Source organism: Bacillus hominis (genome assembly GCF_018332515.1).
GTDB classification, from domain to species: domain Bacteria; phylum Bacillota; class Bacilli; order Bacillales; family Bacillaceae_G; genus Bacillus_A; species Bacillus_A hominis.
In genome coordinates, this window is record NZ_BOQD01000044.1 from 15,883 (window position 1) to 34,183 (window position 18,301).

The window sequence follows — 18,301 nt, forward strand, 5'->3', positions numbered from 1 at the left end:
CTCTTATATTAGTGGCAAAGGAACTTGAGACTCCCACGACTAAAGTCGCAAGCCCGAATTCTTACGGATTTACGGGTGGGATTCTTGAATGACTAAGCGTTCGCAATCCATTTCTGTTTTGAACAGCCTTCAAGACAAGGGCATCTCATTGCCCCTCCTAAACCAGACCATAAAGGTGCTTAGGCTGATTGACTGTTACCATCAATCACAGTTGCATAGCGAATATTCATCGCTCCAACGATATCACGATGTGTCTTAAACCCACATGGACACTTATATTTTCTATCTCGAGCCTTATTCTTTTTAGCACATTTCGGACAACTTTGACTTGTATAAGCTGGATTCACATATTCAATTTGAATACCAGCTATCATTGCTTTATAGGCAATAAATTGTGACAAACGATAAAATGACCAAGTGTGTAGGTTTTTTTCGTTTTTACGGCTTGTTCTTGCCGTCTGTCTTATATTCGTTAGTTGTTCTAATCGAATGACAGAAATATGATTTGCAATCGCAAAATTAATAATCGCACGACTTATTTTGTGATCTTTATCTTGCATCCATCTTTGCTCTTTATTAGCCATTCGCCGAATGGCTTTCACTTTTTTGTCTTTTCCTAACTTCTTACGAACACTACGAAACTTACGCTTCTTATATTTATTGTGCCTACCACTCCCAAAGAAACGAACCTTATCATCATCTGTGATTGCTACCGCGGGGACCTTGAGACCTAAGTCTACGCCTAAAATTTTCGTTCCTGTCCTTTTATTGATAGGAAGTGTGACAGATATTTGGGCTATCCACTTATTCGATTTCTTTGTGATGCGAAGTGTACCTAATTTATGTTTTAACAGATTCAGATTACGATTGTTTTTATCGCTTAATAAAGCTCGGATTTTTACACGAGTCGACTTTCCATTTACTTTAAACGGGATTGAAATATGAGTAGGGTCAAATGAATAGTTTTGATTGTTCCATACACAAACAGGCCTCTTTAGAATTGGGATAATTTTATAATGGCTTTTCTTTACTTTTGTAGCAAACAAACTTTTCGCGTCGTTAATCGCTTGATTCTTCACTGCACTTGGGATATTTGCTTCAATATCTTTTGTACTTTTTTTCGTACTTTTCTTTACTTCAACCATTTCTGATACAAGTGTATTTATAACTTTAATATATTCTTGACTACTTTGTTCTAATAAACGGATTTGTCCTTTTGTTGGAATCAATTTCACTTTCACTGTTAGGGTCTGTGACATACGTTTCATTCCCTTGTTTTTTGATTTCCAGCAGCATTCATTTAATGCATTTCTAGCAATAAAAATAAGATAAGAACATGTCCATAAACTTTGCAACTGCATATGATAATAAGTATATAAGGTTTGTTACAGAACATTTCAAGCAACACGTTGAAATGTTCTTCTATAATTACTTATTTACGGAAAATTAAAACAGGAAAAAGGCCGAAGAAACTACCTATACTTTGACGTTCCTTCTATTTATTCTTAATTATAATATAGGAGATTGAAAATTAGAAATATTTACAACGAAAAAACACCAGCTAAAATAGCTGGTGTTTGAGATAAATTATATAAGTTCAAATAAAAATGAGCGTAATTCTTCTGCATTTTCTTCAGACATAGAAAATGCGTGCTCTAAGTAGCCTGGTTCGTTTAAATCGTCAGGACCGATGATAGCAAATTTGTTGCTCTGCATATCAAGGACTATCGTTTTACCGTAATGACGATCGGAGTATAGAAGCGCTAAATCATGACGCTCATTTTCCCCCATAAAGCTAACGAAACGAGTTTTTGTAGCGACTGTATCGTCGTACAGAAAGAAACGTTCTTCCATACACATGGCTCCTTTATTAAATATCTAAGTTTAAGTGTGGTTTATGGTCTAAATGGTGGTGTGTTTTAATAAATCGTACCGTTCTTGTTTTGTAACGCATAACGATAGAATATGTTTCAGCTAAATCTCCGCCAAGGAATTTTACGCCGTCTAATAATTCACCAGCAGATACACCTGTTGCTGAGAAGATTGCGTCATCACCAGATACTAAGTCATCTAACATAAGAAGTTGACGAGGATCTTCTAATCCCATTTCACGACAACGAGCTTCTTCTTCTTCGTTCATTGGAACTAAGCGCGCTTGCATTTCACCTTCAAGGCATTTTAGTGCTGCTGCAGAAATAACGCCTTCTGGAGCTCCGCCAACACCTACGAATAAGTCGATACCTGTTCCAGGTAAAGCTGTAGCGATTGATGCACCAACATCGCCATCACCAAATAGTTTTACGCGTGCACCTTTTGCACGAACACGGTCAATAATATCTTGATGACGTTCACGTTCTTGCACGATAACCGTTAGGTCACGAATTTTTTTATTGTTTGCTTCTGCTACAATTTCAATTGTTTTTTCAATTGGATCATCTAAGCTAATTTTACCAGCTGCTTTTGGACCAACCGCGATCTTTTCCATGTACATATCCGGAGCATGAAGAAGGTTTCCTTTATCTGCGATTGCGATAACTGCCATTGCATTTGCAAGGCCTTTCGCAACGATGTTTGTACCTTCTAATGGGTCAACGGCGATATCTACTTCTGGACCGTTACCTGTTCCTAGTTCTTCACCAATATACAACATCGGTGCTTCATCAAGTTCTCCTTCACCAATTACAACAGTACCTGCCATGTTTACTGAATCGAACATATCACGCATAGCTGTAGTTGCTGCATCATCTGCTTCGTTTTTCTTTCCGCGGCCCATCCACTGTGCGGATGCTAATGCTGCTGCTTCTGTTACACGGACAATTTCTAGTGCGAGTTCACGTTCCAAGATTGCATTCCTCCAATTTCAAAAATCATACAGATATAACTATAACAAATAACGGAGAAAAGGTGAATTCGAAAAATTGTCGATTTTTTCAGAAGAAAGCGTTACAATTAAAATGTAAATGCTTTAATTTCCAGGTAGGTGACATGAATGTACTTCGTAGACAGAAAGAAAATAGAACAAATGCTAGTATGTTTAGAACGAGCAACAAATACATTTCAAGAGAAGAAGATCTATGAAACCGAGTTTGAATTTTATGCATTAGAGCGCATAGCCCATCTAATTATTGATTGTGTATTAGATGTAGGAAATGCGATGATTGATGGATTTATTATGCGCGATCCAGGAAGTTACGAAGATATTATCGATATTTTAATGGACGAGCGAGTGATAAGTGCAGAAGAAGGAGTAGGAATGAAAGAAATTATTCTTCTTCGAAAAATGCTTACGCAAGATTATATTCAAATGAATCATGATGAATTATATAAGACGATTCAAAAAAATATCGCAGTGGTAGAGAAATACCCAGCGAATATTCGTAGTTATTTAGAAAAGGAATTAGGACCTGTATCTGCATTTGTACCAGAATAATTATGCTTATAAGATCCCCGGAGATTCCTTTGGGGATCTTATATTGTATATGAGAGAGAAAAGGGAGAAGGGTGAAATATGGGGGAAGCACGTACTACGAAAGAAGAGATTGTACAATTATTGAAGGTAAAGGGTGAGCATACTGTAGCAGAATTAGCCGAAGCTTTAGAAATTACGGAAATGGCAATTCGAAGGCATTTAAGTAATCTTGAGAAAGATGAGCTAATTTATTCAAAGATGTTAAGGCAGCATGTTGGACGACCAACATATTTGTATGGATTAAGTCAAAAGGGAGAAGATACATTCCCGAAAGAATATAAGCAGTTTGCTATTGAAATGCTAGATGATTTAGCTCGAATGGACGATGAAAAAGCACTTCGTTACGTTTTACAAGCGAGAACGAAACGAATGGAAGAGCAGTTGCAAAAGAAGATAAGTAATCAAAGTAATTTAGCGTATAAAGTACAGGAAATAGCTGCTATGCAAGAGAAAAATGGTTATATGGTTCAAATAAAGAGAGATGGGGAACGCTCTTTCATACTTGAAAAGCAAAACTGTCCGTTAAAGGAAATAGCGGAGAAATTCCCGCAAGTGTGTGAAGATGAAAAAGATATGTACAAGCGGTTATTTGCAGGTGCAAATGTGAAAGCGTTAACGAACATGTGCGTGGGCGATTGTAATTGTTCGTACCAAATAAAAGAGAAAAAATGAACGTTATGGGACGCTTTAAGGTAAAGCGTTTTTTTCTTTTGAAAAAGGGGTTAATATAAGAGTGGTATGATAGGTGAGAACGTTAACATAGAAGGAGAGACATAATCGATGTATAAAGGTTATTTAATTGACTTGGACGGTACGATGTATCGTGGTGAAGAGCAAATTGAAGAAGCAAGCGACTTCGTAAAAGCATTAGGAGAGCGCGGCATTCCGTATTTATTCGTTACGAATAACTCAACTCGTAAACCAGAACAAGTTGCAGAAAAACTTGTTCGTTTCGATATTCCAGCGAAAGCGGAGCAAGTATTCACAACGAGTATGGCTACAGCGAACTTTATTTATGAGCGTAAACAAGATGCAACTGTATACATGATTGGTGAAGAAGGCTTACACGATGCACTTGTGGAAAAAGGATTTGAACTTGTGGATGAAAACCCTGATTTCGTCGTTGTTGGTTTAGATCGCGACATCACATATGAAAAATTAGCAAAAGCGTGTCTTGCTGTGCGTAACGGTGCGACGTTTATTTCAACAAATGGGGATATTGCCATTCCGACTGAGCGCGGATTATTACCAGGTAACGGTTCATTAACATCAGTTGTTACAGTATCAACAGGTGTGGAGCCAATCTTTATCGGAAAACCAGAATCAATCATTATGGAACAAGCGTTAAAAGTGCTTGGCATAGGAAAAGATGAGGCATTAATGGTTGGGGATAACTACGATACGGATATTTTAGCGGGAGTAAATGCTGGCATGCATACTCTTCTTGTCCACACGGGAGTAACAACTGTGGAGAAGTTAACAGAATATGAAGTACAACCGACGCAAGTTGTGCATAACTTGACGGAGTGGATTGAGAAGATGTAATGAAAGGCAGGTAACCGGGAAAGGTTGCCTGTTTTTTTATTTCTAAAATAAAGACGTTAAAAATCACCTTTCTATACCCCGCTCATACAAAGTACAAAGAAGACAAATAAAATGATGACAATACCAATGCCAAAGTTAAATACGAGAGTACTATCCATATATGTAACCTCCTTATTTGAAAGTAAAAAGCACTCTGGCTGGAGTGCTTTTTTATTATCCGAATCTGTTGCAACGAACACCGCAACGTATAGAAAGGGAATAGTGCGTGTAAAGAGTTATATTACTTTATGTGTTTATTTTGTAAATGAGCAGGTCCTGCTCCGGTATAGAAAAAAAGACACTCTTTCGAGTGTCTTTCATGATGACAAAATGTGCCAATTGCTTGAGTTTGATAAGACGTTAATTTTCCGGTTAACAGTCTTTCTTAATCAAGAAGTGTAACAACAGCGATTCAAATAAATTTTAGCATTTTTTAAATGGATGTGCGTATGTAATTATGCATATTACGATTAAAGGGAAACTGGATGTGAAAAATGAATGAGTACATATATAAAATATTTGATAAGGAGCGAGAGGGATGGATGTACATAAGTTAACAGAAGAAGAAGCGATGGAGATAACTATGTGGACGTACGAGGAGCCGTATAATTTATATAGTTTCTCAGGAGGGGCTGAAGTAATAGAAGAGTTGCTGGACGGGACCTATTATGGCTGTTGTAACGATAAGGGAGAATTCATCGGCTATTTTTGTTTTGGAGAAAATGCACAAGTTCCGGGCGGAAGAGATGCCAATTTATATAGGGGAGACGATGTAGTAGATATCGGACTTGGAATGAAGCCAGATTTAACTGGGAAAGGGATGGGGGAAATGTTTTTTCAAGCGGGAATAGCATTTGCTACTGAGGAATTGAATTCGAAAATGTTTCGACTGAGTGTAGCGACATTCAATAAGAGAGCGATTAGCTTATATAAAAACATTGGATTTCAAGTAGGACCTCTTTTTTTGAGCCGTGGAAGAGAGTTCATGCTTATGGAATATGAAAGGCCGTCAGTATGAAACTGACGGCCTAGACACGTTACTCTGAATGCTCAGCTCGGTGCGCTAAACGACTTGAAGCAGCGGCAGCGATCCCGCCAACGATATCATCAAGGAATGTGTGCACCTTTCCAGTTGATTTATCATTTAAGTATTCTAAAATGCCTGGTTTTAATTTATCAATATATCCAAAGTTCGTGAAACCGATAGAACCGTACACGTTAACGATAGAAAGTGCGATAACTTCATCGATTCCATATAGTCCTTCATCGCGTTTTACGATATCTTGTAACGGTTGACTTAATAGTCCTTTTTCAGCAAGGACATCAAGTTCAATGCCTGTAATAAGTGCGTTTTGTACTTCTCGTTTTGATAGTACACGCTCAACGTTATAGCGACATTCTGACATCTCTAAATTTGAATGGTATTTCTTTTGAAGAAAATGAACAAGTTCAGCAATATCGTCAATTGTTACACCGCGTTCTTTTAATAGTTGTAATGCTCTTTCTTGTAGTTGATTTGATTCTTTCATATTTATCACCTTTTTTTCTTTTTAGTATTTGTATACGTTTCGTTGCTTTATCATGTGCATAGGAATGAAAGGCGAGCACAAGCTCATATATATAAAGAAAAACCATAGGTGGCGACTACGATGATTCAGCATATTTATGAGCATTATCACATACATGTTAAAGAATTAATCCCTCTTGGCCCCTATAAAAGCTTTTGGATTCGCAATAAAATTTATGTACTTGTTCCAATTGGAGAAATGGAGGAAGAAGTACTTGTAGAGATGAAAAAGCTCAGTGATTATATGAACCAGCAAGGGGATATAACTGTTTCGACTTTCGTTCCGACTATACACGGCTACTATGTAAGTGAGATAGAAGAAAAAAATTATTGCTTATTAAAAGGTATGCGTATGTTAGAGCGACATGCTACATCATTAGGAAGCGAGCTTTCTATATTCCATAAACGTGGTGCATTCTTTCCGGAAGAAGTTGAGCAATTAAGCCGCATTGGTGAATGGAAAGCATTATGGGAAAAAAGGCTCGACCAATTAGAAAGGTTTTGGCAATCGCAAGTGATGAACCATCCTTCAGACGTATTCGATCAATTGTTTATTGAATCCTTCCCGTATTACTTAGGAGTTGCAGAAAATGCAATTCAATATGTTGTCGATACAGAAATGGACGATACACCACAAATAACTGACGCAGCAACAATTTGCCAAGAACGATTTACACCTCTATTATGGCATCAAACGAAGCGCTTAAAACTTCCTTTTGATTGGGTATATGATCACCCAAGTAGGGACATAGCAGAATGTATTCGATATATGATGATAGAAAAAAAGAAAGACTGGGAGCAAACGGTAGTTCAATTTATTACAGATTATGAACGTAATTATTCGCTCTCTTCATTTGGTTGGCGCTTATTATTCGCAAGGCTCCTGTTCCCGCTTCACTACTTTGAAACGGTTGAACGATATTATCAAACAGGAAATGAAGAACAAAAAAGCATATATAGGGCCCGTTTAGAAATCATTTTACACGATGTGAAGCGCACTGAGCAATTTATGAAGCATTTTTACGAGTCATTTCGTTTACCAGTTGATAAGTTAGGCATTAGGCAATTAGATTGGCTATCTTAAAAGTATAAAAAAGAGACCAATTGAGGTCTCTTTTTTATACATAGAAGAAGCCTATATCTCACTGTATAAAAAATATCCCAAAGGTATGTACTATAATATGATAGCAAATGATGTCTTATAAAAGTTGGGACATTCGGTTAAAATATTACAATTTTGTGGAAATACACACGTTTTGTATGAAATTTATACGCTGACTTTTGTATTTGAACATATATTTATTATGACATAGTGTTTTTCGATCTTTTCATTTACCTTTTTTAATAATCCTTGGTGGATTTCTTTAAATAAAGGCTGATAGTTTGTATTCCATGTTGGAATAACTGGTGAAAGGCTTAATAAATATTCTTTCTTTTGTTCTAATTCTTGAATTGTAGAAGAGATATTTTTGATTTTTGGCATGAGCTGTCCCCCTATACTTCCATTTCTGTGAACGATACACCATATAATTAATTATCGCATTTTTTAATAATAATTTCCAATTATGTTTTTGTGTGTTAAAAATGGTGAAATATATATTTCTTCGCTGTGGGAGGGAATTCCTTTTAGGAAAGGTGTTTTTTTGAGGAGAATTAGTAGTTTAGTTTTACATATACAGAAAAGAGACCAATATTGGCCTCTTTTCTTAGAAGTAGCTTTAAACGAGCCGCTTCCGCTTTTAGATATTATCTAGCTCCAGCGGCTAGAACAGTCGGACATTTCGCGCCCTCCTGTGAGGCAAAAAGCGCCTCTTCGTCAGGAGCTCCAATGACCTTCTGTTCTGAACGAGCCGCTTCTGCTTTTAATATTATCCAGCTCTGGTGGCTAGCTCTTCGTGTCTAAGAACCTTCCGCATAAGAAGGCAAAAAGCGCCTTTTATGCGAAAGAACCTTAGCCAATCAGAGCTGAACGAGCCACCGCCGCTTTTAATTTAAAATACTTGTTCTACTTCAATAACGCCTGGTACTTCTTCAAGTAGTGCGCGTTCGATACCAGCTTTTAGCGTGATTGTAGAACTTGGGCAGCTTCCGCATGCACCCATAAGGCGTAGTTTTACGATACCTTCTTCAATATCTACTAATTCAACGTCACCGCCATCACGAAGTAAGAACGGACGTAATTTATCTAATACTTCTAGTACTTGTTCTTGCATATGTGGGTTTTCCATTTTTATCGACTCCTTTCATCAGTTTTATTATAATCAAGATAGAGGGGAAAATCTATTTTTTCTGTTCTTGTTTTATTGTCGAAATATTTTATCATGTTTACAACGTGTTTTTTCAGTATAGGGGTATGGAATAAGTTTGTAAAATGATGTGCTTATGTAGTAAGACATCTGAATATACTGTTAGAACAAGAAGTGGGGGAGAAGAAATGGTTAATGTTCAAGTGTATGGGACGAAAGTAATTTGTGCGAGCTGCGTTGGAATGCCATCTTCAACAGAAACGTTTGAGTGGTTACAAGCGGCGATTGGTCGTAAATATGAAGGACAAGAAAATAAATTTCAGTTTGAGTATATTGATTTTCAAGAAGAACAAGAAGATGAAGATAAAAAAGCATTCGCAGAGCGAGTAGTGGAGGAAGATTTATTTTATCCAGTCGTTCTTGTGAATGGAGAAATTGTTGGAGAAGGAAATCCTCGTTTGAAGGATGTTTACGAAGAAATCGAGAAATATTTATAAATCAGGAAGCCTTTGCGAATTTGCGAAGGCTTTTTTTATTGGAGGGATAGATGTGGAGAATGGAATAAAACATGCTTTACCAGGAGAAGTGAAACAGTTAATGGAGCAGTACATCGCAGAATTAAAAGAAATTTTTTCGGATGAAAAAATAGTCGGGGTATACATTTACGGATCAATCGCGCTAGGAGCATTTCATATAGAAACGAGCGATGTTGACTTTGTTACGGTAATAAGTGATTACGTGAATGAAGCTGAAAAACAGCAAATTATAGAACTGCATAAAAAACTTAGGAAAAGTACGTTAGGTAAAAGAATGGACGGTATGTATATTCCGCTTGCTGATTTAGGAAAATACAATGATGAAATGGACGAGTATGTATATTGTGCAGAGGGGAAAGCGGATGTTGGTTATTGGGACATTAATGCAGTCACATGGTGGACTTTGAAAAATCAAGGTATTACAGTTACCGGGAAAGAAGTAGAAAATCTCCCGTTTCAAATACAATGGGACGATGTAGTAAATACAATGAAATACAACGTAGAACATTACTGGAGTGAAAAAGCGAAGCGTCCCTATTTATTTTTCATAGAAGAATGGGTAGAATCAGCTGTCGTTACAATGGGACGTATTTTATATACGCTAGAGAATAAAACAATCGTCTCAAAAGATAGAGGATTGCAATATATGTTGGAGCTTTACTCTCATAAGTGGGAGCCTTTATTAAGAGAAGTAGAGCGAATGCGGCATAATCCAGGAGAAAAGCGAAAGCTCTCTAGTTGGAGACGGGCTGATATGACGAAGCGGTACTTGCTGTGTTTGATTGAGGAGTGCAGGGAGAAGTGGTAGGTGAATAGTAAAAGCATCCTTTATACGAAGGGTGCTTTTACTATTTTTAGATAATGAAAAAGAACTTTACAAGGAATGAGAAGTCGAAAGATAATATAAAAAAATATGTACGCGGGGGAAGAGAATGAGTAAATATAAATTTCATATAAGTAAAGAACAGCTATGGAAAGGGTGCATTTTTAATTCGATTGAGAGTGCAATTAGTGTGGCGCATTATCCAGATTTTTCACATGAAAGTTCATGGGATGGCTTTAACGATGGATAGTTTCATGTGAAACATTATGCAATAGACGGTTCTTTTTAATGTTTATAGGATCTATTCTCGTTTGTAGAATGCAATCGAATATTGAGCTGTTTTCTTTTATCCCGCATTAACGGGCAGTAAGGCTTCTACCTCAAAATTCGGCAAATGCGAGGGAGTTAGGTGAGAGACCAACTGCCCGTAAAAGCCCGATTGGTTCAACTAATAATCAGTGGGGAATGGACAAAAGCCTCCACTGATTAAAGTTTCACTTTATGTGTAATTCGCCCGTTATAAGCTGCGGGAGACCGATTGGATGAATTCTGATATTTATATAGAAATCGTCTCCATACTGGCTATTTTGTATATTGATAAGCTTATAAAATCCATTATCAGCTTTGAAAAATGTATGTCTTTTTTTCTTAAATCCAAGTGGTTTTAAAGCAGTGTGTAAATTGATAATGAAATCTTGCACTATTGCGTACTCCTTTAGAGAGAGGTTTACTCTTCATCATAATCGTAAGTAGTTAAGTTTTGTAAGAAGCTTTCAAAGTTAGATGCCAATTCAATGATTTCCTCAAACTCATTATCAATAAATATAACTGGAGGGTTTTCAGCAACATTTCGATAATCTAATGCAATCCACGTATGTCCGTCCCCAGATAAAAGTACGAGATTCTTAGGCATTTCCCACTCCTGAATTAAATAGCGGCTCTCTAAAATACTAGATTCATTTTCATCAAAAGAAATGCCATATAAGCCAGAAACATTAACGTGGTCATCCGCCCAAGAATTTGGCTCTGAAGTAGGGTGAGCATCAAGGCGAAGCGTTCCTCCATTTTGTTCTTTTAGAAGGTTTATGTACGATTCTGGAAGCTTTACGTTCAGTACTTCTTCTGCTTTTTTTATTAGTTCGTCATTAATGGGTGCTAGTTTTAAATAGTCATCTTCTGCCCAAATTGTAGTCTTCATATTGGATCACCTCAAATAATAGTTTTAAGAATCTTATTTCATATATTATAGTTAGTTTAAATGATGAGCGATAGAGAGAGGAATAAAATATAGAGATAGCTGAATATCTTGATCATGTAAATACTAAAGAAGACTTGTTGAAGTTTCTTGTATATCTTCAAAAGGATTTTAAAGAGAATAGAGTTAAATTTTTAAAAGATAGAATGGAGAAAATATTATGATTAACCACAATAAAATTAAACAACTTTTAGCATATGTAGATCGTGCTGAGGATAATGAAATTGAATTAGAGTATGAATTTGAACCGATGACGATAGGATTATTTAAAAGTGAAGAAATAGAAGAAGGACAACTTGGTTATAGCTTTGATGATGAAGGTCAAAGTTTAATCGGGAATGAAGAAGGAGATTGGAAAGATGGATGGATTGTAATTGGGATAGATTCATATCTGGGAGATCCAATCTTTGTAGATAGTAATGATGAGAATTGTCCAGTTTATACAGCTATGCACGGTGAAGGAGATTGGGAGCCGGAATGTATAGCGGAACGTATAGAAGATGTTATTGAGAAAGTGAAAGGAAATGTGGAATAGTTGTGTGGTGATGAAAAAGGGCTCTAATTAGAGCTCTTTTTTTCTTTATTATTTCAAGTTCTTATTTGCTTACTTTCGTTTTTGTTATGTAAAATGAAACTATAAATAAAATAAGCAGGTGAAAAGACACATGTCCAAGAAATTAGTTAATTTACGTATTGATTTTGCGTTTAAACAATTATTTGGTACAAGTGGTAGCGAAGATATTCTTATTACATTTTTGAATGCGATGTTACAGGAATCTTTGGAATCACCAATTGCTTCATTACAACTAGAGGATCCTCATTTACATCGTCAATATGAGGACGATAAATTATCGATTTTAGATGTTTTAGCTACATTAAATACGGGTACAAAGGTTAATGTGGAGATTCAGTTGAATAATAATCATCATATGATAAAACGAAGTTTATACTAGTGGGGAAAATTATATACATCTCAACTGCAAAAAGGGATGGCATATAGTGCACTTTGTAAAACAATTACTGTGAACTTATTGAATTTCAATATGTTTCCTGAGTATGGTGAGTTTCATACAACGGGGGTTCTTTGGAATAGGAAACAGCAAAGAATATTAAGTGATGACATAGAAATTCATGTTGTCGAGATCCCAAAATTAATGAGGCAGTGGAAAGCAGAAAAAATAAATCCTTGGGAAGATGCATTTGTACGCTGGTTGTTATTGTTATCGGCGAATGAAGATGAACAATTGACAGAACTATTGGAGGATATTGCGATGAGCCAAGACCCAATGTTACAAAAAGCGATGAATAAATGGGAAGATATGAGTCAAGATTCCTCTTTCAGGCAAGCATATGACGCCAGAGAAAAAGTACTAATGGATGAGGCTGCGAAATTTGCGCATGCAGAACAGGAAGGACTTAAAAGAGGAATCGAAAAAGGGAAAATACAGTTAATTCGTGGGATGTATGAGAAAGGGATGCCGATTGAAGATATCGCGAAGTTTACTGATTTAAATATAGAGGAAATTAGGGAGTTATTAAGGTAAGTAGTGCTCTTATAATAAGGTTATTGTAAAAAAGGGATCCGCTAAAGGGTTCTTTTTTTATATAAATTAAGAAAATAATTAACATGGTGTATTAAAAGTTTTGTATATAAGCATTCTAATATAATTGATAGTAAAATGGAATATAAAAATAGGAATTGTCGGAATATATTCGATTTCGGTTCATTTTCACTAAATATGGCTATTTTTTATTAGATTCCTTCTTTTTATAGATATACAATAAAGTTAGAAATAAGAGAAGGATGATGTATGTGAAGGACACAGTTTTACAAGAAACAATTTCTCCACAAGAATTACATAAAGTTGTTCAAAAGAATACAGCTTATTATGACTTTAAATGGGGCAAAGTAGAAAATCCAGCGCAAGGGAATACATGGAATTGGGTAGCCTTTTTCTTCCCATCTTTTTGGTTAGCTCATCGTAAAATGTATAAGTTATTTATTATACTTACATTATTGGCGGTACCTAGTATAGTTGTAACTCCTTTTATAGATATTCCAGATGGGATTTATTTAACATTTAGTTTAGTTCTTCAATTAGGAATGATGATATTTACTGGATGGCAAGGAAACCGTTTATATTATAAGCATGCTGTTCGTGTTTTACATAAGGCAGAAGATATGCCTGATCATGAGAAGGCGTATTACTTACAATCCAAGGGTGGCGCTAGTGTTGCTGGTATGATTGGTTTACAAGTTATAGTGGGGATAGTATTTGGTGGAGCTATGTTCGGACTCTCCCTTTTACCAACTGAACCAAATATTAAAAATGTTGTTCGTTCAAGTGATGAAGGATTTACTTTAGAGGTTATGACTGATAATCCAACTTGGAAGTTCGTAAAGAAAGAAAAAGATTATGACGTAGTAGAGTTTACTGGTTATGACTATACAGAGAAGAAAAACTTAAAAATTAAATTTGCTGTTTATTTCAGTGAAGATTACTTTGAATGGCAAGAAGTATATGAAAACAATAAGAAGTTAAGTGACGAAGAATTAGAAGAGTATCAAATTTACATTGAGGAAAATAGTTGGGATTTCTAGAGAGAACTCGTTAATTTTGAAAAGAAGGACCTTATGAAGGTCCTTCTTTTGTTTATTGGGGAAGACATAAAAAACGGCATACTAATTGAAATTTTGTAAAATACAATAAAAAATGAGAATTTGAGGTAGGCTTGTCAATAACGTGAGACTATGGCAGTATAAAGAAATGCTATACAAATTTTATTTATCGAGATGTAAAAATTACATTTAATTTTTACGTATAAATAATGAACGGAGGAAATGAATTTATGGCTACTTTACCAAATTGTCCAAAGTGTAATTCAGAATATACGTACGAGGATGGCGTTCTTTTCGTATGTCCAGAATGTGCACATGAGTGGGGCAAAGAAGCGGAAGCTGAAAGTAATGATGGTACAAAAGTTGTAAAAGATGCGAACGGAAACGTTCTTCAAGATGGCGATGCTGTTACTGTAATTAAAGATTTAAAAGTAAAAGGAACTTCTTCAGTTGTGAAGATTGGTACGAAAGTAAAGAGTATTCGTCTAGTTGAAGGAGATCACGATATTGATTGCAAAATCGACGGTTTCGGAGCTATGAAGTTAAAATCACAGTTCGTTAAGAAGGCGTAAGTAAAAAAGGGAGGCGAATAGCCTCCCTTTTTATTTTTGGGAAGTTTTTGTCGGTAAGTCGATATAATTTCGTTTACCGTGAACGGTGTACCAGTTACTATAGTTCACTCCTAACGTTATGAACGCACTTCAACCTCTTTCAACTGACACCGCTTATTAAAGAATGTTTTATATCCAAGCTGTAAGAAGATAATGACAGCGAAAGCGGTACTCCCTGAAATACCGAGTATGATGGCGATTTGATATTGAATCGCTGTAAATGGTGATACGCCGGATAATATTTGACCAGTCATCATGCCGGGTAGGCTTATAATTCCCATTCCGACCATGGAATTGATTGTTGGTAAAATAGCAGAATCGAAAGCATCTCGAATGAGAGGAGCAGTTGCTTCTTTTGGTGTTGCGCCGAGCATAAGGGCACCTTCAATATGATCTCTTTGAGATTTCATACTGTTTAAAAAGGTGTTTGCCCCGAGGCAAATACCGGTCATAGCATTACCGATTAACATGCCGGCAATAGGAACGATATATTGCGGAGCATACCAAGGGTTGTGTCCGATAATGACAAAGATAAAGAGTAGCAATGGCCCGATTGATCCAGCAACCATAGAAAGAGCGGCTACTCGTTTTAGTTCTTTTGACATCGGAATATTAACTCGTTTATAAATATTGAAAATCGCAAATGTAGTAATAGAAGTAATGAGAGCTATTGTATAAAACGGATTACTATTTTCAAATACGTATGTAAGAACATAGGCAACAAGTACGAGCTGAATGGTCATACGGAATGTTGCGATCGCAATTTGTTTCTCGCGAGGTATTCCTTTTAATTTTACAAGCCCAATTAAAATAAGAATGAAAATATATGCAGCGGCAAGTTGCCAAATTTGGAGTTCAATAACGCCCTTCAACTGAGAGCACTTCCTTTCTAGTTGCACCGTTTGTTTTACTAATTTCAATAATATCGTCTGCGATTTCTTCTGGAAGTTTTTGTGAATGCGTGATGAAGATGACTGTTTTTTTCTTTTCTTTTGCCAGTATAGTGAATTCCTTCATAACGCGGCGTTCTGTATCACTATCTAATGCCGAAGTTGGTTCATCTAATAAATAGACGGGCGGATCCATGAGTATGATGCGAGCAAAAGAAAGCCTTTGTTTTTCACCGCCTGATAAAGAGGAGGCATTATCTTCTAATTGTTTGTCTAAGTTAACAGTGTGTAATGCGTTCTGTAGGATACTATCATTTGGAAATTCCTTTTCGGAAAGGCGAAGTCCCATTAATAGATTGTCTTTAACTGTTCCATCAAAAATAGGTGGAGTTTGTCCAAGCATAACTACGTCCCGGCGTAATTGAATAGGAGGATAGTCAGAAATTGGTTTTCCGTTATATTCAATTGTACCGGATGTTGGAGATTGTAAATCATTTAGCATGCGAAGTAATGTACTCTTTCCACTCCCGCTTTCACCAATAATACAAGTGATTTTTTCTTTTTGAATCTGTAAATAAGGAATGTGAAGTATATCTTTATATGTAATATCTTTTAATATAAACATAAATTGCTCCTTTCTGATTCTAGTTATCCCGCTATTCACCGGGCAGTAAGACCTCCACCTTAAAATTCAGCGAAAGCAAAGAAGTTAGGTGGGGGTCGGGCTGCCCGTAAAAGCCCGATTGGTGAAGGCTAATAATCAGTGGGGGATGAACAAAACCCCCACTGATTAAAGTTTCACTTTATATCGTATCAAAAAAGAGAAGATAAGGCTTATAAAGAGCAACGTTTTTTCTTCGTCTTGTTTTCTATTAATAAGTTAAGTAAACGACCTAATTCTTGGCTGAACGAAATCACTTTATTATGAGTGAATCCATACTTTTCAACAAGATAGATCAATTCTTTCTTCTTCGCTTCTATTCGATCGTTTAGTTTCGTTAAGTTCATAAGTGAAATGTAATGTCTTCTATCAAAGTATTTATCACATAAAAAATAGGACCGAATGAATTCGGTTCTAAAGGAAATAATAAAAACAACTTACAAATAGCAGATACTTTTCATCAATAGTTTTTAATATGAAATTTTACGAATCAATATTGAAAAAAATATTTCTGATAATTTATTTTTATAGAAAAATATTTTTTCAACTGATGAAAAGAGGCTGCCTACATAGTAGACAGCCTTTAAAGTATTAACCGTTATGATATTTGTACATCCAAAGAAGACCGGATTTTAATAATCTCGGTACACGCCCCATTAATGGTTGGTTTGCTAGTAAACCAAATCCGTGTTTTTTGCCGAGGGAACCGAGAACACCTTTTAATTTAATAACAGGTAGTTCATCAGGAAGAGGTTCATTGTTCCAACGTTTTAATAATATTTGGACAATTTGTTCTCCTTGACCTTCAGCAAGCTGTGCCGATGGTGCGTGTGGAAGTGCTGCACAATCTCCGACTACATAAACATGCTCATTATTCGGAATATTGTGATATTTAGTTAAAACAACCCTTCCGCTACCATCTTGTTCAACTGGAAGGTTTCGAACAACTTCATTTGCTTGAATACCAGCTGTCCAGACGATTGCATCGCATTCAAGTGGTTCATCGTGGTTGTACACAATATTTGGCTCCACTTTTGTAATGTTAGAGTTTCGTATAATAGTAACTTTATGCTTTACAAACCATTCTTCTACGTATCTACTTAATTTCTCTGGATATGGGAATAAAATTCTATCTTTTCGATCAAATAAATAGATTTTTAAATCAGAACGGCTCTCGCGAAGTTCACTTGCTACTTCAACGCCACTTAAGCCAGCTCCAACGACAGCTACTGTTGCATTTGGTTCTAGGCTATTTAATTGTTCATATGTCTTACGTGTTTGTTCAATCGATTGTAGGCTATGTGTATATTCCTTCGCCCCAGGAACGTTATGATATTTATCTTCACAGCCAAGTCCGATAATTAAATCATCATATTGGATTGTTTCACCGCCATCGAGATGAACGGCTTTTGTTTCAAGATCAATATTTGTGATTGTGCCGTATTGAATATTAAGACGTGGGTGCTCTGGAAACGGTATGCGAATATGTGTTTCTGAAATTGTACCTGCCACTAATGCATAATATTCAGTTTTGAAGCAATGATATGGTACTTTGTCGATTAATGTCACTTGTACATCATCTGGAAGTTGGTTGCTCGGAAGTAGCCGCTGCAGAATTCTCATTCCACCGTAGCCCCCACCCAGTATTACGAGGTGTTTCATGATGGATTACCCCTTTTCTGTTGAAATATCCCCTAATCATAAAAATTTATATTAATAAAATATTTTGACTTTACTCAATCAAATTATATCGAATTTGTGAACAAATAACAATGCATGAATGAATACTCTGTTGTACAATAAGAAGAAAAGTAAAGTAAACTGTTTTCATTTTTAAGTTACTATTTCATTATGAGTAGTATGTTATATAAAAAAAGAGAATCTACTGTGAAGTAACTAAATAGTTTAGAATGTGTAACGAAAACAACAAGAAACAGCTTAGTTTTCTTCTTATAGATAAAGTGAAACTTTAATCAGTGGGGGTTTTGTCCATCCTCCACTGATTATTAGCCTTCACCAATCGGGCATTAACGGGCAGT

Annotated in this window: 23 protein-coding genes and 4 pseudogenes; 14 read left to right on the forward strand and 13 right to left on the reverse strand. The window is 36.0% G+C overall.

All coding sequences use genetic code 11. From position 1 onward, the window contains the following. Positions 1 to 179: 179 nt before the first annotated feature. The 3 genes from KI356_RS06280 to glpX all read right to left on the reverse strand — a co-directional run bounded on the left by KI356_RS06280 (position 180) and on the right by glpX (position 2,842). On the reverse strand, positions 180 to 1,259 hold the full coding sequence (locus KI356_RS06280) for an RNA-guided endonuclease InsQ/TnpB family protein (RefSeq protein ID WP_128281954.1): 1,080 nt from the start codon (positions 1,257 to 1,259) through the stop codon (positions 180 to 182). 328 nt (positions 1,260 to 1,587) lie between these two features. Continuing rightward, positions 1,588 to 1,854 (reverse strand): DUF3055 domain-containing protein, encoded by a 267-nt coding sequence (locus tag KI356_RS06285; RefSeq protein WP_002124268.1) that lies wholly within the window; start codon positions 1,852 to 1,854, stop codon positions 1,588 to 1,590. A 16-nt stretch (positions 1,855 to 1,870) separates the two neighbouring features. Continuing rightward, positions 1,871 to 2,842, reverse strand: a complete 972-nt coding sequence (gene glpX / locus KI356_RS06290) for a class II fructose-bisphosphatase (RefSeq protein ID WP_000439096.1) — start codon at positions 2,840 to 2,842, stop codon at positions 1,871 to 1,873. A gap of 147 nt (positions 2,843 to 2,989) precedes the next feature. Between glpX and KI356_RS06295 the strand changes: the two genes are divergently transcribed. From KI356_RS06295 to KI356_RS06315, 5 genes are all read left to right on the forward strand, one after another. After that, positions 2,990 to 3,430 (forward strand): DUF86 domain-containing protein, encoded by a 441-nt coding sequence (locus tag KI356_RS06295; protein ID WP_128281955.1) that lies wholly within the window; start codon positions 2,990 to 2,992, stop codon positions 3,428 to 3,430. 78 nt (positions 3,431 to 3,508) lie between these two features. Further along, positions 3,509 to 4,141, forward strand: a complete 633-nt coding sequence (locus KI356_RS06300) for a helix-turn-helix transcriptional regulator (protein WP_128281956.1) — start codon at positions 3,509 to 3,511, stop codon at positions 4,139 to 4,141. A gap of 108 nt (positions 4,142 to 4,249) precedes the next feature. Next, a complete protein-coding gene (gene nucF / locus KI356_RS06305; protein WP_000276473.1) occupies positions 4,250 to 5,014 on the forward strand; it encodes a 5' nucleotidase NucF in 765 nt (254 codons plus the stop codon). 111 nt (positions 5,015 to 5,125) lie between these two features. Continuing rightward, positions 5,126 to 5,455: a hypothetical protein gene (locus tag KI356_RS06310; RefSeq protein WP_212935068.1), complete on the forward strand. Its 330-nt coding sequence runs from the start codon at positions 5,126 to 5,128 to the stop codon at positions 5,453 to 5,455. A 136-nt stretch (positions 5,456 to 5,591) separates the two neighbouring features. Continuing rightward, positions 5,592 to 6,071, forward strand: a complete 480-nt coding sequence (locus KI356_RS06315; RefSeq protein WP_212935069.1) for a GNAT family N-acetyltransferase — start codon at positions 5,592 to 5,594, stop codon at positions 6,069 to 6,071. 19 nt (positions 6,072 to 6,090) lie between these two features. Here the strand turns inward: KI356_RS06315 and KI356_RS06320 are convergent, their stop codons facing one another. Next, on the reverse strand, positions 6,091 to 6,582 hold the full coding sequence (locus KI356_RS06320) for a phosphatidylglycerophosphatase A family protein (protein WP_212935070.1): 492 nt from the start codon (positions 6,580 to 6,582) through the stop codon (positions 6,091 to 6,093). 120 nt (positions 6,583 to 6,702) lie between these two features. On the opposite strand from KI356_RS06320, the gene yutH reads away from it, so the two are divergent. Continuing rightward, the gene (gene yutH, locus KI356_RS06325) at positions 6,703 to 7,704 is read left to right on the forward strand and encodes a spore coat putative kinase YutH (RefSeq protein WP_128281959.1); all 1,002 of its coding nucleotides are present in this window, start codon (positions 6,703 to 6,705) and stop codon (positions 7,702 to 7,704) included. Between the two features lie 183 nt (positions 7,705 to 7,887). Here the strand turns inward: yutH and KI356_RS06330 are convergent, their stop codons facing one another. Further along, positions 7,888 to 8,103 (reverse strand): carbonic anhydrase, encoded by a 216-nt coding sequence (locus KI356_RS06330; protein ID WP_128281960.1) that lies wholly within the window; start codon positions 8,101 to 8,103, stop codon positions 7,888 to 7,890. Between the two features lie 508 nt (positions 8,104 to 8,611). Beyond that, positions 8,612 to 8,848: a NifU family protein gene (locus tag KI356_RS06335; RefSeq protein ID WP_000431159.1), complete on the reverse strand. Its 237-nt coding sequence runs from the start codon at positions 8,846 to 8,848 to the stop codon at positions 8,612 to 8,614. 206 nt (positions 8,849 to 9,054) lie between these two features. On the opposite strand from KI356_RS06335, the gene KI356_RS06340 reads away from it, so the two are divergent. The 3 genes from KI356_RS06340 (at position 9,055) to KI356_RS06350 (ending at position 10,475) form a co-directional block, all read left to right on the forward strand. Next, positions 9,055 to 9,363: a YuzD family protein gene (locus KI356_RS06340; protein WP_128281961.1), complete on the forward strand. Its 309-nt coding sequence runs from the start codon at positions 9,055 to 9,057 to the stop codon at positions 9,361 to 9,363. Positions 9,364 to 9,415: 52 nt separating this feature from the next. After that, positions 9,416 to 10,210: a nucleotidyltransferase domain-containing protein gene (locus KI356_RS06345; protein ID WP_128281962.1), complete on the forward strand. Its 795-nt coding sequence runs from the start codon at positions 9,416 to 9,418 to the stop codon at positions 10,208 to 10,210. A 124-nt stretch (positions 10,211 to 10,334) separates the two neighbouring features. Continuing rightward, the gene (locus tag KI356_RS06350) at positions 10,335 to 10,475 is read left to right on the forward strand and encodes a hypothetical protein (protein WP_212935074.1); all 141 of its coding nucleotides are present in this window, start codon (positions 10,335 to 10,337) and stop codon (positions 10,473 to 10,475) included. Here KI356_RS06350 and KI356_RS28690 read toward each other — a convergent pair. The 3 genes and pseudogenes from KI356_RS28690 to KI356_RS06360 all read right to left on the reverse strand — a co-directional run. Continuing rightward, a pseudogene (locus KI356_RS28690) lies at positions 10,471 to 10,572 on the reverse strand (DUF4304 domain-containing protein); the annotation flags it as partial. The gene KI356_RS06350 and the pseudogene KI356_RS28690 sit on opposite strands and share 5 nt — an antisense overlap. 150 nt (positions 10,573 to 10,722) lie before the next feature. Beyond that, a pseudogene (locus KI356_RS06355) lies at positions 10,723 to 10,926 on the reverse strand (DUF4304 domain-containing protein); the annotation flags it as partial. A gap of 26 nt (positions 10,927 to 10,952) precedes the next feature. Beyond that, positions 10,953 to 11,423: an SMI1/KNR4 family protein gene (locus tag KI356_RS06360; RefSeq protein WP_128281963.1), complete on the reverse strand. Its 471-nt coding sequence runs from the start codon at positions 11,421 to 11,423 to the stop codon at positions 10,953 to 10,955. Positions 11,424 to 11,512: 89 nt separating this feature from the next. Between KI356_RS06360 and KI356_RS28695 the strand changes: the two are divergent. From KI356_RS28695 to phnA, 5 genes and pseudogenes are all read left to right on the forward strand, one after another. Then, positions 11,513 to 11,641: pseudogene (locus KI356_RS28695) on the forward strand (DUF7660 family protein); the annotation flags it as partial. Continuing rightward, positions 11,641 to 12,015 (forward strand): hypothetical protein, encoded by a 375-nt coding sequence (locus KI356_RS06365; protein ID WP_128281964.1) that lies wholly within the window; start codon positions 11,641 to 11,643, stop codon positions 12,013 to 12,015. The pseudogene KI356_RS28695 and the gene KI356_RS06365, both read left to right, overlap by 1 nt. Positions 12,016 to 12,145: 130 nt before the next feature. Next, a pseudogene (locus tag KI356_RS06370) lies at positions 12,146 to 13,024 on the forward strand (Rpn family recombination-promoting nuclease/putative transposase). A gap of 263 nt (positions 13,025 to 13,287) precedes the next feature. Continuing rightward, positions 13,288 to 14,082: a DUF2628 domain-containing protein gene (locus KI356_RS06375; RefSeq protein ID WP_128281966.1), complete on the forward strand. Its 795-nt coding sequence runs from the start codon at positions 13,288 to 13,290 to the stop codon at positions 14,080 to 14,082. Between the two features lie 248 nt (positions 14,083 to 14,330). Then, positions 14,331 to 14,672: an alkylphosphonate utilization operon protein PhnA gene (phnA, locus tag KI356_RS06380; RefSeq protein WP_212935071.1), complete on the forward strand. Its 342-nt coding sequence runs from the start codon at positions 14,331 to 14,333 to the stop codon at positions 14,670 to 14,672. A gap of 116 nt (positions 14,673 to 14,788) precedes the next feature. On the opposite strand, the gene KI356_RS06385 is transcribed toward phnA, so the two are convergent. The 4 genes from KI356_RS06385 to KI356_RS06400 all read right to left on the reverse strand — a co-directional run bounded on the left by KI356_RS06385 (position 14,789) and on the right by KI356_RS06400 (position 17,924). After that, positions 14,789 to 15,583, reverse strand: coding sequence for an ABC transporter permease (locus KI356_RS06385; protein WP_002124293.1), 795 nt, complete (start codon positions 15,581 to 15,583; stop codon positions 14,789 to 14,791). Beyond that, complete coding sequence (locus tag KI356_RS06390) at positions 15,567 to 16,226, reverse strand: ABC transporter ATP-binding protein (protein WP_212935072.1); 660 nt, start codon at positions 16,224 to 16,226, stop codon at positions 15,567 to 15,569. The genes KI356_RS06385 and KI356_RS06390 overlap by 17 nt, the downstream gene beginning before the upstream one ends. Before the next feature lie 209 nt (positions 16,227 to 16,435). Then, a complete protein-coding gene (locus tag KI356_RS06395) occupies positions 16,436 to 16,609 on the reverse strand; it encodes an aspartyl-phosphate phosphatase Spo0E family protein (protein ID WP_212935073.1) in 174 nt (57 codons plus the stop codon). A gap of 244 nt (positions 16,610 to 16,853) precedes the next feature. Then, positions 16,854 to 17,924, reverse strand: coding sequence for an NAD(P)/FAD-dependent oxidoreductase (locus KI356_RS06400; RefSeq protein ID WP_002198972.1), 1,071 nt, complete (start codon positions 17,922 to 17,924; stop codon positions 16,854 to 16,856). Between the last annotated feature and the right edge of the window lie 377 nt (positions 17,925 to 18,301).

Bases quoted from the DNA above. Each gene is read 5' to 3' on its own strand.
- KI356_RS06390 (WP_212935072.1), bottom strand. From the start codon at position 16,226: ATGTTTATATTAAAAGATATTACATATAAAGATATACTTCACATTCCT.
- KI356_RS06280 (WP_128281954.1), bottom strand. From the start codon at position 1,259: ATGTCACAGACCCTAACAGTGAAAGTGAAATTGATTCCAACAAAAGGA.
- KI356_RS06335 (WP_000431159.1), bottom strand. From the start codon at position 8,848: ATGGAAAACCCACATATGCAAGAACAAGTACTAGAAGTATTAGATAAA.
- KI356_RS06315 (WP_212935069.1), top strand. From the start codon at position 5,592: ATGGATGTACATAAGTTAACAGAAGAAGAAGCGATGGAGATAACTATG.
- KI356_RS06285 (WP_002124268.1), bottom strand. From the start codon at position 1,854: ATGGAAGAACGTTTCTTTCTGTACGACGATACAGTCGCTACAAAAACT.
- KI356_RS06310 (WP_212935068.1), top strand. From the start codon at position 5,126: ATGATGACAATACCAATGCCAAAGTTAAATACGAGAGTACTATCCATA.
- yutH (WP_128281959.1), top strand. From the start codon at position 6,703: ATGATTCAGCATATTTATGAGCATTATCACATACATGTTAAAGAATTA.
- KI356_RS06295 (WP_128281955.1), top strand. From the start codon at position 2,990: ATGTACTTCGTAGACAGAAAGAAAATAGAACAAATGCTAGTATGTTTA.
- KI356_RS06350 (WP_212935074.1), top strand. From the start codon at position 10,335: ATGAGTAAATATAAATTTCATATAAGTAAAGAACAGCTATGGAAAGGG.
- KI356_RS06365 (WP_128281964.1), top strand. From the start codon at position 11,641: ATGATTAACCACAATAAAATTAAACAACTTTTAGCATATGTAGATCGT.
- nucF (WP_000276473.1), top strand. From the start codon at position 4,250: ATGTATAAAGGTTATTTAATTGACTTGGACGGTACGATGTATCGTGGT.
- KI356_RS06395 (WP_212935073.1), bottom strand. From the start codon at position 16,609: ATGAACTTAACGAAACTAAACGATCGAATAGAAGCGAAGAAGAAAGAA.
- phnA (WP_212935071.1), top strand. From the start codon at position 14,331: ATGGCTACTTTACCAAATTGTCCAAAGTGTAATTCAGAATATACGTAC.
- KI356_RS06375 (WP_128281966.1), top strand. From the start codon at position 13,288: ATGTATGTGAAGGACACAGTTTTACAAGAAACAATTTCTCCACAAGAA.
- KI356_RS06400 (WP_002198972.1), bottom strand. From the start codon at position 17,924: ATGAAACACCTCGTAATACTGGGTGGGGGCTACGGTGGAATGAGAATT.
- KI356_RS06340 (WP_128281961.1), top strand. From the start codon at position 9,055: ATGGTTAATGTTCAAGTGTATGGGACGAAAGTAATTTGTGCGAGCTGC.
- KI356_RS06320 (WP_212935070.1), bottom strand. From the start codon at position 6,582: ATGAAAGAATCAAATCAACTACAAGAAAGAGCATTACAACTATTAAAA.
- KI356_RS06360 (WP_128281963.1), bottom strand. From the start codon at position 11,423: ATGAAGACTACAATTTGGGCAGAAGATGACTATTTAAAACTAGCACCC.
- KI356_RS06300 (WP_128281956.1), top strand. From the start codon at position 3,509: ATGGGGGAAGCACGTACTACGAAAGAAGAGATTGTACAATTATTGAAG.
- KI356_RS06330 (WP_128281960.1), bottom strand. From the start codon at position 8,103: ATGCCAAAAATCAAAAATATCTCTTCTACAATTCAAGAATTAGAACAA.